This window comes from Defluviimonas salinarum (assembly GCF_026013545.1).
In the GTDB taxonomy this organism is placed as follows: domain Bacteria; phylum Pseudomonadota; class Alphaproteobacteria; order Rhodobacterales; family Rhodobacteraceae; genus Albidovulum; species Albidovulum salinarum.
The window spans coordinates 13,841-27,375 of record NZ_JAPDOG010000037.1 but is presented as its reverse complement, the minus strand read 5'-3'; the positions used below and the strand labels follow the sequence as shown (position 1 = coordinate 27,375).

Sequence of the window (13,535 nt, the reverse complement as noted above, 5' to 3'; positions counted from 1 at the left end):
TCGCGATCTCGGCGGGCGAGCGCGGCACATGCGGGCTGCGGTCCTGGGTGCCGCCCGATCCGGTCACGGCACAGGTGATGAAAACGTCGCGGTTCATGGAAAGCGGCATCGGAATCCTCCCTGATTGCAGCGACTATAGCCGCGCCTTCGGTGATCAATTTACGAATAGCGAAAATGAATTATCCCGTTACGAAATCACTTGGCGACACATCGACGGTCAGACACAGCGCCGAACCCACCGCGTCGCTGTTCGCGATCCACCCACAATGACGTCTTTGCAGGATCATTTCCATTCCTTCGGATACAAAGCTCCGGCCCGGCATGGAAATCCGGAGTGCCTCATCGAAGTTGAGCTACTGTGAGGGGGCTCGGCGCCGCTCCTCGGGAACTGTGCGCGGGCCGGTTCATTTATGCTTTGGACGCGGCACGAAAGATTAAGTCACATGCGGATAGTCACCGTCGCATCGCCCTGTATCGACGAGACCGAATGCGCGGAACCCCGGCGTCCCGCGGCGCGCGCGATCCGCATGCGCGGCCAACTCGCGGTATCCGGGCCATGAAGGCGATGCCGGTCGAGCCAAACCTTCGGGCCGGCCTCGCGGCGCTGGCCGGCGCGGCGGCGCTGCTCTGGGCGGCGCTCGCCCTGCCCTCGCCGCTGGCCGGGATCGCGCTCGACCCGATTGACCGCTGGGCACTCTCGGTGCTGGCGCTGGCACTCGCGGCGCTCGGCTACGCGATGCGCTGCGGAGCAACGCGGTTCGGCGTGCTGGCCTTCGTCTTCCTGACCGGCAGCGGGGCGCAGCTCTACATGACCGAGGCGCTGTGGTTCCCGACGCTGCATTTGAAGCCGCAGAACGGCCGCGAATGGCTGATGGTCGCGGTGATCGCACTTGAGGCAGCGGTCGCGCTCCGGGCGCTCCGCCGGGCCCGGCAGGGGTGGGTCCTGGCGGAAGCCCGGCGGCGGCTCGGCACGGCACGGATCGCGGTCTATTTCGCGGCGAGCTTCATGCTCGGCGTTCCGCTCCTGATCTATGTCTGGCGCGGGGCCTACGGCGCCTATCTCGCCCATGTCGCGGTGACGGGCGCGCTGACGGTGCTGCATCTCGCGGTGCTGATCGCGATGAGCCAGGTCCGCAGCCCGATCCGCGGCGTCCACCGCGTCTCGCCGATCGTGCCCGCGACCTTCGCGGTTCTCGCGAGCCTGCTTCTCGCGCAGTTCGCCTTCGAGCACATCCCCCATGACGAGGACGAGGTCGCCTATATCTTCCAGGCGCGCACCCTGGCCGGCGGCGCGCTGACCGCGCCGGCCCCTCCCGAGGCGGCACAGGCGGGGCTGGAGGCCCATCTCTTCGAGATTAGCGACGGGCGCTGGTATGCCGCCGCGATGCCGGGCTGGCCGGCGGCGCTGGCGCTCGGGCTGGTGAGCGGGTTGCCCTGGCTCGTCAACCCGATCCTCGCCGGGATCTCGGTGCTCCTTGCCTATGACATCGCCCGGCGCAAGGTGGGGCAGGAGCAGGCCGATCTCGTGGCGGCGATGATGGCGTCCTCGCCCTGGCTGCTGGCGGCGGCGGGAACGCTGATGCCGCATACGCTGACGCTGGCGCTGATGCTCTTCGCCTGGTGGATGGTGCTGCGCGGCGGGTCGGACCGGACCGGCCTCCGGCGGCTCGCGGTCGCGGGCCTCGCGATCGGCTGGATCGTGGCGACGCGACCGCTCGACGGGATGGTGATCGGGGCGGCGACCGGGCTTTGGGTCCTCGCCGGGCCGGGCGGGTCGGCGCGGCGCGTGATGGCTTTCGGGGCGGGCCTTCTCGTCGTGGTGGGACTGCTTCTCGCCTACAACGCCGCGCTCACCGGATCGGCGCTGACGACACCGTTCGGCGCCTATATCGACCGGCACTGGGCGCCGGGTGCGGATGCCTACGGGTTCGGCGCCGATATCGGGGCGCCGGGCGGCCGGGAGGTGATCGACCTCTGGCCCGGCCATTCGCCGACGGAGGCCGCGGTCAACGTGCTCACGATGGCGGCGAGCCTGCAGTTCGACATGCTCGGCTGGTCTATCGGATCGCTGTCGCTCGTCATTGCCTTCCTGCTCTGGCAGCGGCCCCTGCGCCAGTTCGACGCGGCGATGATCGCGGTCGTCATCGGGGTCGTCGCGGCGCTGGCGCTCTACTGGTTTGCCGACAGCTACTACCTTGGCCCGCGCTACTGGTTCCTCGCGTCCTTTCCGCTGCTCTATCTCTCGGCGCGCGGCTACGAAGCACTCAGGACCCGGTTTCCGGGCCGGAACGAGGAAGGCTTGGTCCGCATCGACTCGATCCTCGGCCTGTGCTGCATCTTCGGCCTTGCGGTGTTCACGCCCTGGCGCGGGGTCGAGAAATACCATCGCTATGGCGGGTACGATCCGCAGCTGCGCGACCTCGCGGCGACGGGTCTCTTCGACGGTCAGGTGGTGATCGTCGCCGGGGGCCATCAGGCCGGGTCGGCTTTGTTTCTCAACGATCCCTGGCTTGACGGGTCGGCGCCAGTCTTCCTGCAAGATACCGGCGATCTCGACACCGAGGCGCTCGTAGCGGCGTTTCCGGGGCGCAAGGTGGTGCGGTTCGTGGCCGAGTGACCGGCCGGGCGGGTCAGCCGAGGAGCGCCAGCGAGGGGAAGGTCTCAAGCAGCCAGTAGGAGAACTGGCTGAAGCCGCCGGTCAGCATGAGAAGGCCGATGGTCCAGAGGAGAAGGCCCATGATCCGCTCGATCCGGTCCATGTTGCGCTTGAGGAAGGCCATGGTGCCCCGGAGGCGGGGAAAGAAGGCGGCGACGAGCAGGAACGGGATGCCGAGCCCGATCGCGTAGACGGCGAGGAGCCCGGTGCCGCGCAGCATCGAACCGTCCTGGGCGGCGAGCGCAAGGATCATGCCGAGCTGCGGGCCGATGCAGGGGGTCCAGCCGAAGGCGAAGGCGAGGCCGAGCACATAGGCGCCGAAGGACGAGCCGCCGCGGTCGCCGCCCGAGAACCGCGCCTCGCGGTCGAGGAACGGGATCCGGAAGATGCCGAGGAAATGCGCGCCGAAGACCATCACCACCGCGCCCGCGAGCATGGCGAATCCGTCCTGGTTCTGCAGGAAAAACTGGCCGAAGGCCGAGGCGGTGAAGCCGAGGAACAGGAATACCGTCGAGAGCCCGAGCACGAAGAACGCCGCCGCGACGAGCATCGGCCGCCGCCGCGCCTCGTCGTGGCTCATCTCGCTCATGGTGATTCCGCCGATGTAGGCGAGATAGGGCGGCACGATCGGTAGCACGCAGGGGCTCAGGAACGAGAGAACCCCCGCGAAGAGCGCGATCAGCGCGGCGAGCACGAAGCCCGCGTCCATGATGCCGGTTTCCAACATGGTCCCAGCCTTATCGCAAGCTTCGGGCGCCGTCACGGGGCCATTGCGTCACGGGCTCTCACAAGGTTGTGGAGGGCGCACGGTGTACCGCGCCGCAGGCTGTCCCGGCCCGGCACCGGGTCTGATCGTCGTCAAAAGGCCGCGCGGCGCGCCATGCGAAGATGATCTGGTCCATGAATGAGGCATGGAGGTAAAGGGAGGAGGGTCTCATGAACAAACTGGCAGTGGCTTGTGCCGCCGCGCTATTCGGGACGGCGGCAGCGGCGCAGGATTCCGCGCAGTTCACCTACGAGATGTTCGAGACCGCGGTGGGGCATGTGAACCTGGCCGAGTGTCCGGCGGCGCTCGCCGGAGAAGGCCGCTTCTGCCGCGTGACCATGCACAACGACGCCTTTCACGTCTTCGCCTTTTCCGAGGCCGGAGAGCAGCCGATGGTCGGGCTGAAGACCTGGTTCGAAGACGAGTTGGAGGTGGTATTCAAGTAGGCGATCGCGCCGGCGGGCGATCAAGGGCCCGCGCAAGGATGGCTCTGTCAGAAATGAAGAAGCCGGGTCGATGGACCCGGCTTCCATTGTCGTCCGCTCAGCGGCCGAGCGACCACCAGCCGCGGCGCTTGGGCTTGCTGTCGTCGTCCTCCGCGGCGCTCGCCTCGGCCATTTGCGGGTCGGGCTGGATCGGCGCTTGGGGTTCGGCGGCCGCGGGGCTCGGCGCCGGGACCGGCTGGGACGCGGCCACGGGTTCGGGCTGCTGCGCGACTTCGGGCTCGGCTACGACGGGCGCGGCGGCCGGTGCTTCCTCGGGCATCGCGTCCACGGCCAGTGCTTTCTCGGCCGGTGCAGCGTCGGCCGGAGCGGCCACGGCCGCCTCCGCATCCGCCTCGGGCGTGGCTGCGACGGGCGCGGCGGCCGGCTTGCGGGCACGGGGCTTGCGGGTCTTCGCAGGGGCGGCCTTGGCGCCTTCCTCGGCACCCGCCTCGGCCTCGGTCTCGGCCGGTTTCGCCTTGGCACGCGAGCGACGCGGCTTGGGCTTCTCCGCCGGTGCCTCGGCCACAACCTCGGCGACGGCCTCGGTCTCGGGAGCAGACGCTTCGGCGGTCTCGGCAGCCTCGGCGGAAGCGGCTTCAGATGCCGGAGCGGCCTCCTCGGCCGCCTTCGCCTTGCCGCGACCACGGCGGGCCTTGGGCTTCTTGGCCGGTTCCTCGGTGGCCGGCTCGGCCTCCGCAGCCTCCACGGCGTCCTCCGCCGCGGTCTCGTCGGCTTCCGCCTCCGCCTCGGCGCCGGTCTCGGGCGCGGCCGTGGCCTCGCCGTTGCCACCCTTCCGCCGCCGCCGCCGGCGGCGCTTCTTCTTGCGCGAGGGCTCGCCCTCGGCCCCGGCGGCAGGCGCCGCTTCGGCCGCGACCTCGGAAGTTTCCTCGACCTCGTCGGCCTCGTCCGCTTCCTCGACGATCTCCTCGTCTTCCTCTTCGAGGTCTGCCATCCGCAGCGCGTCGACCGAGACGACCGGGGTCGTCGGTTCGGGCACGAAGCGGGTCGCGGTCTTGAACTTCTCGATCGAGAAATCGGGGCTGACCATCGCCGGGTCGGCCTCGATCCGGATCGCCATGCCGTAGCGCGCCTCGATCTGGGCCAGATGCTCGCGCTTCTGGTTGATGAGGAAGTTCACCACCGCGACCGGGGCCTTCAGGAGCACTTCCTTAGAGCGCTTGCGCGTCCCCTCCTCCTCGAGCTGGCGCAGGATCTGCAGCGCGAGGCTGTCATCGGAGCGGATGATGCCGGTGCCGTGGCAATGGTGGCAGGGCGCGGTCGTGGCTTCGAGCATGCCCGGACGGAGCCGCTGGCGGCTCATCTCCAGAAGCCCGAAGCCGGAGATGCGGCCGACCTGGATGCGGGCGCGGTCGGTCTTGAGCTTTTCCTTCAGGCGCTTCTCGACGGCGGCGTTGTTGCGCCGCTCCTCCATGTCGATGAAGTCGATGACGATGAGACCGGCGAGGTCGCGCAGACGCAGCTGGCGCGCGACTTCCTCGGCCGCCTCAAGGTTGGTCTTGAGCGCGGTCTCCTCGATCGAGCCTTCCTTGGTCGCCCGGCCCGAGTTGACGTCGATGGCGACGAGCGCCTCGGTCACGCCGATGACGATGTAGCCGCCCGACTTGAGCTGCACCGTCGGGTTGAACATCGCCGCGAGGTAGCTTTCGACCTGATAGCGGGCGAAGAGCGGCAGGCCTTCGTGGTAGTGCTTCACGTTCTTGGCGTGGGACGGCATGATCATCTTCATGAAGTCCTTGGCCGCGCGGTAGCCCTCGGCGCCCTCGACGAGCACCTCGTCGATGTCCTTGTTGTAGAGGTCGCGGATCGTGCGCTTGATGAGGTCGCCTTCCTCGTAGATCGGCGCCGGGGCGATCGACTTGAGCGTGAGCTCGCGGATCTGCTCCCAGAGCCGCATCAGGTATTCGTAGTCGCGCTTGATCTCGGCCTTGGTGCGCTGGCTGCCGGCGGTGCGGATGATCAGGCCCGCGCCTTCCGGCACCTCCATCTCGCCCGCGATCTCCTTCAGCTTCTTGCGGTCCGCGGCATTGGTGATCTTGCGGGAGATGCCGCCGCCGCGGGCGGTGTTCGGCATCAGGACGCAGTACCGGCCGGCAAGCGAGAGATAGGTGGTGAGCGCCGCACCCTTGTTGCCGCGCTCCTCCTTGACGACCTGGACCAGCATGATCTGCCGGACCTTGACCACTTCCTGGATCTTGTAGCGGCGCGGCCGGGGCTTGCGCGGCTGGCGGATCTCCTCGGTCACGTCCTCGTCGGCGACCGACTCGATCTCGTCGTCGGTCTCGGAGGCGTGGTCGGCGGCGACATAGGGCTCCTCGCGCGGGGCTTCGGCGGAGGGTTCCTCCACCGGCTCCTCGGCAGGGGCGTCGGTGGCCTCGTCCGTCGCGGCAGCGGTCTCGACGTCGACCGCGGCTTCGGCCCGGTCGTCGTTCTCGGCCTCGTCATCCTCGCCGAGGTCGACGACCGTCATGCCGGGGATCTCGTCGCTGGTCACGACGGCATCGTCCTGCCGGCTCTTCTCGGCGCGGGGCTTGCCGCGGCGGCGCGAGCGGGTGTTCTCCTCGGCATCAAGCGCCTCGGCATAGGCGCGCTCCTCCTCGAGGAGCGCCTGCCGGTCGGCGACCGGGATCTGGTAGTAGTCGGGATGGATCTCCGAGAACGCCAGGAAGCCGTGGCGGTTGCCGCCGTAATCGACGAAGGCCGCCTGCAGCGAGGGTTCGACCCGCGTGACCTTGGCTAGATAGATGTTGCCGGCGAGCTGGCGCTTGTTGACGGTCTCGAAGTCGAACTCCTCGACCTTGTTTCCGTCGACCACCACGACGCGGGTCTCTTCCGCGTGGGTGGCATCGATGAGCATTTTCTTGGCCATGAAATCTTTCCGAACGCGGTTGGCGGCCGCCCCCCCCGGGGGCCGGCGCGCAAGCCGCGTTCAATTGCTTGGGCGAGTGACGGCGTGAGAACAGATGCGGGGGCGGCCGACGGCCTGCCCGGGTTCTGCTGCTCTGACCTCACGCGTTTCATCGCGGTTCTGTCCCGGACGCCTTGCGGCGTCCAACTCGGGCCCCGGCCCTGTCGGGGCTGCGGGGCGAATGTGCGGCCTTGCGGCCTATCGGCCTGCCGGTCCCGCGCTTGCGGCATGAGTGCCAAAGCGCGCGGATCGCCAGTGAATCTGATGGGCCGGACCGGGTCGCGAACGACCGGTCCCGGCATTGGCCGACATTAGCGGCGAAGTCCGGTCGAACACAATGGCGAATTTCGCCCCCGGCGCGGCCGAGGACGCGCGCCGTCGCGCCCTGCCCCGCGCAGGACGATTGCCGGAGACCGCGCCTCCGGCGGGTGCGTTCAGAGATAGTCGGCGCGCTGCAGCGAGTATTTCGCCATCTTCTCGTTGAGGGTCCGCCGCGGCAGGCAGAGCTCCTCCATCACCGCGGTGATCGAGCCCTTGTGGCGGCGCATCGTGTTGTCGATCAGCATCTTCTCGAAGCTCTCGACGTAATCCTTCAAGGGCTTGCCCTCGGTGGTGATCGCCGGCCCCGCCTCCTCGTTCTCGGCCATCAGAAGCGAGGCGATCGAGCCCGAGCCGCGGCGGTTCTGCAGAACCGCGCGCTCGGCCACGTTGATGAGCTGGCGCACATTGCCCGGCCAGGGCGCCTGCAGGAGCTGTGCGGCCTCCTGTGCCGTAACCTGCGGCGCCTCGCAGCCATATTCCTCGGAGAACTGCTCGGCGAGGCGGGTGAAGAGCGTGAGGATGTCCTCGCCGCGCGAGCGCAGGGGCGGCAGCATGATCTTCAGGGCCGCGAGCCGGTAGTAGAGGTCGGGGCGGAGCGCATCCTCGACGGTGCGGCCCTGCTCGTGGTCGTTGCAGATGCCGATGATCCGGGTCTCGGCCGGGGTGCCCTGGTCGTTGATGAAGGTCAGGAGCCGGGCCTGCAGCGGGTGGCTCAGGGCCTCGATGTCCTCGAGCACCAGCGTGCCGCCGCGCGCCTCCTCGACGAGCGGGATCTGGCCGCCCTCCTCGATCGGGCCGAAGAGCCGGGTGGCGAGCAACTCCTCCGAGAAGGCCGCGCAGGAGAGCACGACGAATTTCTTGCCGGCGCGGGGGCCGACGGCGTGGAGCGCATGCGCCACCAGCGTCTTGCCGGTGCCGGTCTCGCCGTCGATCAGCACATGGCCGTCGGCCTGGCCGAGGTCGAGGATGTCCTCGCGCAGACGCTCCATCGCCGGCGAGTTGCCGATCAGCTTCTTCATGATCGTCGTGCCGTCGGAGAGCTCCTTCCTGAGCGCGCGGTTGTCGAGGGTCATCCGCCGGGTCTGGCTGGCGCGCTTGGCAAGCTCGGTCATGCGGTCGGGGTTGAAGGGCTTCTCGAGGAAGTCGTAGGCGCCGACCCGCATCGCCTCCACCGCCATCGGCACGTCGCCGTGGCCGGTGATCATGATCACCGGCAGGCCGGAGTCGATGCTCATCAGCCGCTTGAGGAAGGCCATGCCGTCCATGCCCGGCATCTTGATGTCGGAGACCACGACGCCCGGATAGTCGGGGCCGATCACCTTCAGCGCGTCCTCGGCGCTGGCAAAGGTCTCGGTATCGAAGCCCGACAGCGCCAGCCACTGGCTGATCGACTGCCGCATGTCCTGTTCGTCATCGACGATCGCAACTTTCATAGCCCGCGCCATCGCTCACCTCACTCAGCCGCTTGCGTCTTCTCCGACAATATGGGGAGCTTGACTTCGAATACAGCCCCCCCGCCCGGCGCATTTCGCGCTGTAAGACGTCCTCCGAGGTCCTTGACGATCCCGGAGGAAATGGCAAGGCCGAGCCCGACGCCCTCGCCGGGCTTCTTGGTGGTGTAGAACGGCTCGAAGAGGTTATCGAGATCGGCGATGCCGTGGCCGTTGTCGCGCACCGCGAGCGTCGCGATCTCGCCCGAGGTGAGCAGGATCTCGACCTGCGGCTCGGGCACCTCCTTGGTGGCGTCGAGGGCGTTGCGAAGCAGGTTGATGATCACCTGCTCGAGCCGCACCCGGTCGGCCATGACCATCACCGCCGCACGCGGCAGGACCCGGCTGATGCGGACCGCGCGGGTGCGCAGGGTGGGTTCCATCATCGACAGCGCCGAGGACACGCAGGAGCGAACGTCTACTGGCTCGAACGCCTCGCCGCCCTTCCGCGCGTAGCTCTTCAACTGGCGGGTGATCGCGCCCATCCGCTCGATGAGGTCGTCGATGCGCTGGAACGAGGACAGGGCCTCCTCGGCGCGCTTGCGCTGGAGGAGGAGGCGGGCGCCGGCGAGGTAGGTTTTCATTGCCGCGAGGGGCTGGTTGAGCTCGTGGCTGACGGCCGCCGACATCTCGCCCAGGGCGGCGAGTTTCGAGGATTGCGCGAGGGTCTGCTCGGCCACGGCGAGGTCCTTCTGGACCTTCTCGCGCTCGGCGATTTCCCGCTGCAGGCGGGCGTTGAGCAGGCGCAGTTCCGCCGACTCCCGCCGTGCGACCACCGACTGCAGCCGCGCCCGGCGCGACAGGAAGTAGAAGATCATCGCCAGGAGCACCGCGAAGCCCATGATCTCGAGTGCCAGAACGGCGTTCACCTGCTCGCGGATCGAATCATAGGTGGTGAAGCTGATGAGCTTCCAGCCGCGGAACGGGATCCGCGCCTCGTTGCGCATCACCGCCTCGCCGCGGACATAGGCGTCGGGCGTGTTGTAGGTCCAGTCGGCGGTGAGCTGGAACGCGCGTTCGAGAGCCGAGGGCGCGGAGCGCACGGCGAGCGCCTGACCGATCGTGAGGCCGCGCCAGCGCGGCTCGGTCGAGAGGATCACCCGGTTCTCGCTGTCGACCACCGCGACCGCATCGGTGATGCCGGACCAGACCCGCTCGAACTTGGCGAGCTCGGCGCCGACCACGATCACGCCGACGACGCGGTTGTCGGAGAGGACGGCGCGCGAATAGGTGAACTCGAACCCGCCCGAGACGCGTTCGGAGAGCGTGAAGACGGTGTCCTTCGACCTTTGGGCGTCGACGAAATAGGCGGCACTTGCATGGCTTGAGCCGAGCCGGGTGCGGTCGGTGGCGGCCACGGTGCGGCCGGAGAGGTCGAGAAGCAGGATCGAGGCGGCGCCGATCTCGGTCTGGGCGGTGATGAGCCGCTGCGAGGTCACCGAGAAGTCGCCGGAGTTGAGCGAGGAGATCAGCGCCGGGTCGCGGGCAAGGAGGAGCGGCACCACCGAGGTGCGCTGCAGTTCGCTCAGGACATGGCCGGTGTAGAGCGCGAGGCGCACCTCGGCGCGGTTGCGGGTGGTCTCGCTGAAGCGGTCGGTGAGGAAGGCGTTGGTGTTCCAGATCACCGAGACCGCGGTGACGATGAAGGCGATGACGATCAGGCGCAGGAACCAGGGGTTGCGGATCATCCCGCCCGGCGTCGGCTCAATGGCCACCGGCAGGCCAGCGGAGGCGCTGCCGGTATCTGCGGCGTGCCCCCGCTCGTCTTTCGGTGTCGCCTCGTCGGACATGGCGCCAGTTTAAGCCTCGCGGGAGGGCGCCTCAAGCGGCCGCGCTCAGGCGAGCGCCATCGTGGCGGCGAGGGAGCGGAAAAGCACCGATCCGTCGGTGCCGCCATGCTCGGGCTCGGCCATCCGCTCGGGATGCGGCATCATGCCGAGGACGCGGCGGTTGGCGGAAAGGACGCCCGCGATGTCGGCGGTGGCGCCGTTCGGGTTGTCGGCATAGGTGAAGGCGATGCGGTCCTCGTCCTTGAGCCGCTTCAGCCCCTCGTCGTCGATCGTGTAGTTGCCGTCGTGATGGGCGATCGGGATCCGCACGAGGCTGCCCTTGTGCCAGCCCGAGGTGAAGGCGCTGTCGGCGGTCTCGACCCGGAGGTCGAGCGCCTTGCAGACGTACTTGAGCCCGGCATTGCGCAGGAGCGCGCCCGGCAGGAGGCCGGTCTCGGTGAGGATCTGGAAGCCGTTGCAGATGCCGATGACGTAGCCGCCCTTGCCCGCGAAGTCCTTCACGGCGGCGGCGACGGGCGATTGCGCGGCGATGGCGCCGCAGCGCAGGTAGTCGCCGAAGGAGAAGCCGCCGGGGATGCCGACGATGTCGATGCCCTTCGGCAGCTCGGCATCCTTGTGCCAGACCCGGACGACCTCGGCGCCGATGCGCTCGAAGGCGACGGCGAGGTCGCGGTCGCAGTTCGATCCGGGGAAGGTGATGACGGCGGCTTTCATGGGCGGTCCTCGGGCTGGTCGGGTTGGCTGCGCTGTAACCCAATCTTCGCGCCGGTTCCAGCGGCGGATTGGGGCGCTGCCCCAAACCCCGGGGTATTTCGGCAATGAAGAAGGTTCAGCGGGTGAAATCGGTGATGACGGCGACGCCGGGCGGCGCCGGGTGATCGAAGGCGGCGAGCTCGGCCGAGGCGGCGGAGAGCGCGACGCGGCGGGCGATGAGCGGGGTGAGGTCGACCCGGCCTGCGTCGATGAGCGACAGCAGGCTGGGATAGCGCCACGCGGGCATGCCGCGGGTGCCGAAGAGCGCGAGCTGGCCGGAATAGAGCACGTCCATCGGCAGGGTCATCTGGCTGTGTGTGCCGGCGGGCATGCCGATCTGCACCATGCGTCCGAGCTTTCGCAGGCTTTTCATCGCGCTGATGGTCGTTTCCGCGATCCCGAGCGCCTCGACGGCGACATCGGCGCCGCCGCCGGTGATCTCGCGGATTGCCGCGGGCGCGTCCTCGGTCGCGGCATTGACGGTGGCCTCGGCGCCCTGCGCCGCGGCATGGGCGAGTTTCTCCGCGACGACGTCGACCATGATCACGCGGGCGCCGATGGCCTTCGCGAGGAGGAGCGCCGAGAGGCCGATGCCGCCGGTGCCGAAGACCGCGAGCCATTCGCCCGGCTGCAGGGCGGCGCGGCCCGTGAGTCCGTGCCAGGCGGTGGTGACGCGGCAGCCGAGTGCCGCGGCGAGCGCGGGCTCCATCGTCTCGGGGAGCCGCGTCAGGTTGTGGTCGGCGCGCGGCACCGCAATGCGTTCGGCAAAGGCGCCGGGATGGGTGAAGCCGGGGATGACTTGCGTCGGGCAGGTCGTCTGGTTGCCGGAGGCGCAGGCGGGGCACTGGCCGCAGGCGAGGATGAAGGGGGCGATGACGCGGTCGCCGCGCGTCCAGCGGGTGACGCGGGGGCCGGTTTCCTCGACCACGCCGCAATATTCGTGGCCGGGGATATGGGGGAGCCGCACATCCGGGTCCGCCCCGGTCCAGCTGTGCCAGTCCGAGCGGCAGATGCCGCAGGCGAGGACCGAGAGGACCACCCCGTCGGCGGGGCAGTCCGGCTCGGCGACATCGGCTAGGTCGAGGGGGGCGCGGTACCCGATCAGGACCGCGGCGCGCATCAGCCGATCTCGACGGTGTATTTCTCGATCACGGTGTTGGCGAGGAGCTTCTCGCACATCCGCGCGACCTCGGCCTCGGCCGCGGCGCGGTCGGTCGCGGCGAGGTCGAGCTCGATCACCTTGCCCTGGCGCACGGCCTCGACCCCGGAAAAGCCGAGCGTGCCGAGCGCGTGGCGCACCGCCTCGCCCTGCGGGTCGAGGACGCCATCCTTGAGCATGACATGGACACGGGCTTTCATCGCGGGGCCTTTCAGTTGATCAGCGTCGGTTTGGTGAGATGCGTGGTCTGGGTCGGCAGCACGCCCAGGCGGCGCGCGACCTCGCTGTAGGCGTCCGTCAGGCTGCCGAGGTCGCGGCGGAACACGTCCTTGTCGAGCTTCTGGCCGGTCTTGATGTCCCAGAGCCGGCAGCTGTCGGGGCTGATCTCGTCGGCGACGATGAGGCGCATGAAGTCGCCGTCCCAGATCCGGCCGATCTCGATCTTGAAGTCGATGAGCTTGATGCCGACGCCGTAGAAGACGCCCGAGAGGAAGTCGTTCACCCTGAGCGCGATCGAAACGATGTCGTCGAGATCCTGCTGGTTGGCCCAGTTGAAGGCGAGGATGTATTCCTCGCTCACCATCGGGTCGCCGAGCGCGTCATTCTTGTAGCTGTACTCGACGATCGGGCGCGGCAGCGCGGTGCCCTCCTCCATGCCGAGGCGCTTCGAGAGCGAGCCGGCGGCGAAGTTGCGCACGATCACCTCGAGCGGGATGATCTCGACCTGGCGGATCAGCTGCTCGCGCATGTTGATGCGGCGGATGAAATGGTTGGGGATGCCGATATTGGTCAGCCCGGCCATGAAGAACTCGCTGAGGCGGTTGTTCAGGACCCCCTTGCCCTCGATCACGTCCTTCTTCTGCGCGTTGAAGGCGGTGGCGTCGTCCTTGAAATACTGGATGAAGGTCCCGGGTTCCGGGCCTTCGTAGAGGATCTTCGCCTTGCCTTCGTAAATCTTCTTGCGACGTGCCATGTAAGCTCCGTTCGACGGGCCGGGCGCCTCCGGCCTTTCCTCGCGCCGCTATAGGCCAGAAGGTTCGGTGCCGCAAGCCAAAGCCGGAACCGGGCGGCGCGGGCCCGGCGTTTCGGTCCCGGTTCCGGCGCGGCCGCCGGTATTGCAGACACTTGCACGTCGCGAGCGCGGCGGGCATATGAATAATAAAGCACCGCAAATTCCAGATGGGGATCC

Annotated in this window: 11 protein-coding genes; 2 read left to right on the top strand and 9 right to left on the bottom strand. The window is 68.5% G+C overall.

The window, feature by feature from the left end:
* Nucleotides 1–109, bottom strand: a 109-nt coding sequence (locus tag OM960_RS22515; protein ID WP_264773539.1) for a 3-keto-5-aminohexanoate cleavage protein, incomplete at its 3' end; no start/stop codon positions are given.
* Nucleotides 110–556: 447 nt separating this feature from the next.
* Between OM960_RS22515 and OM960_RS22510 the strand changes: the two genes are divergently transcribed.
* A complete protein-coding gene (locus OM960_RS22510; protein WP_264773537.1) occupies nucleotides 557–2,617 on the top strand; it encodes a glycosyltransferase family 39 protein in 2,061 nt (686 codons plus the stop codon).
* Between the two features lie 13 nt (nucleotides 2,618–2,630).
* Here the strand turns inward: OM960_RS22510 and OM960_RS22505 are convergent, their stop codons facing one another.
* Nucleotides 2,631–3,383, bottom strand: a complete 753-nt coding sequence (locus OM960_RS22505; protein WP_264773536.1) for a cytochrome c biogenesis CcdA family protein — start codon at nucleotides 3,381–3,383, stop codon at nucleotides 2,631–2,633.
* Between the two features lie 209 nt (nucleotides 3,384–3,592).
* Here OM960_RS22505 and OM960_RS22500 point away from each other — a divergent pair, with 209 nt between their 5' ends.
* Nucleotides 3,593–3,868, top strand: a complete 276-nt coding sequence (locus OM960_RS22500) for a hypothetical protein (RefSeq protein WP_264773535.1) — start codon at nucleotides 3,593–3,595, stop codon at nucleotides 3,866–3,868.
* 97 nt (nucleotides 3,869–3,965) lie between these two features.
* On the opposite strand, the gene OM960_RS22495 is transcribed toward OM960_RS22500, so the two are convergent.
* The 7 genes from OM960_RS22495 to purC form a co-directional block, all read right to left on the bottom strand.
* The gene (locus OM960_RS22495; protein WP_264773534.1) at nucleotides 3,966–6,794 is read right to left on the bottom strand and encodes an Rne/Rng family ribonuclease; all 2,829 of its coding nucleotides are present in this window, start codon (nucleotides 6,792–6,794) and stop codon (nucleotides 3,966–3,968) included.
* A 473-nt stretch (nucleotides 6,795–7,267) separates the two neighbouring features.
* Nucleotides 7,268–8,599: a sigma-54-dependent transcriptional regulator gene (locus OM960_RS22490; RefSeq protein ID WP_263340510.1), complete on the bottom strand. Its 1,332-nt coding sequence runs from the start codon at nucleotides 8,597–8,599 to the stop codon at nucleotides 7,268–7,270.
* Nucleotides 8,600–8,607: 8 nt separating this feature from the next.
* On the bottom strand, nucleotides 8,608–10,332 hold the full coding sequence (locus OM960_RS22485) for a sensor histidine kinase (protein WP_264773538.1): 1,725 nt from the start codon (nucleotides 10,330–10,332) through the stop codon (nucleotides 8,608–8,610).
* 147 nt (nucleotides 10,333–10,479) lie between these two features.
* Entirely contained in the window at nucleotides 10,480–11,148 is a 669-nt protein-coding gene (gene purQ, locus OM960_RS22480) for a phosphoribosylformylglycinamidine synthase subunit PurQ (protein ID WP_263340507.1), read from the bottom strand.
* Nucleotides 11,149–11,263: 115 nt separating this feature from the next.
* Complete coding sequence (locus tag OM960_RS22475) at nucleotides 11,264–12,307, bottom strand: zinc-dependent alcohol dehydrogenase family protein (protein ID WP_264773533.1); 1,044 nt, start codon at nucleotides 12,305–12,307, stop codon at nucleotides 11,264–11,266.
* Nucleotides 12,307–12,546 carry a phosphoribosylformylglycinamidine synthase subunit PurS gene (purS, locus tag OM960_RS22470; RefSeq protein WP_263340503.1) on the bottom strand — a complete coding sequence of 80 codons (240 nt, stop codon included), beginning with the start codon at nucleotides 12,544–12,546 and terminating at the stop codon, nucleotides 12,307–12,309. The genes OM960_RS22475 and purS overlap by 1 nt, the downstream gene beginning before the upstream one ends.
* Before the next feature lie 11 nt (nucleotides 12,547–12,557).
* Nucleotides 12,558–13,319 (bottom strand): phosphoribosylaminoimidazolesuccinocarboxamide synthase, encoded by a 762-nt coding sequence (gene purC / locus OM960_RS22465; RefSeq protein ID WP_263340501.1) that lies wholly within the window; start codon nucleotides 13,317–13,319, stop codon nucleotides 12,558–12,560.
* Nucleotides 13,320–13,535 lie beyond the last annotated feature (216 nt).